This is a genomic window from Pyxidicoccus trucidator, assembly GCF_010894435.1.
Classification (GTDB): Bacteria; Myxococcota; Myxococcia; order Myxococcales; family Myxococcaceae; genus Myxococcus; species Myxococcus trucidator.
In genome coordinates this window covers 1-229 of record NZ_JAAIXZ010000136.1, presented here as the reverse complement: position 1 = coordinate 229, position 229 = coordinate 1, and the positions used below count along the sequence as shown (strand labels likewise).

The 229-nt window shown below is 74.2% G+C and carries 1 protein-coding gene; it reads left to right on the top strand.

Annotation, left to right across the window (positions count from 1 at the left end; genetic code table 11):
• On the top strand, positions 1–229 hold a 229-nt coding region (locus tag G4D85_RS49115), incomplete at both ends, for a hypothetical protein (RefSeq protein ID WP_275900436.1).

Sequence of the window (229 nt, the reverse complement as noted above, 5' to 3'; positions counted from 1 at the left end):
AGCGGCGCGGGCGCGTGCGTGGTGTGCCTCGACTCGGCTCAGGCTGGTGCCCAGGACACGGGCTGCGCTGCCACGGCTCCCATCTGCAACACCACTGCGGCCAGCGGCGCGGGCGCGTGCGTGGTGTGCCTCGACTCGGCTCAGGCTGGTGCCCAGGACACGGGCTGCGCTGCCACGGCTCCCATCTGCAACACCACTGCGGCCAGCGGCGCGGGCGCGTGCGTGGTGT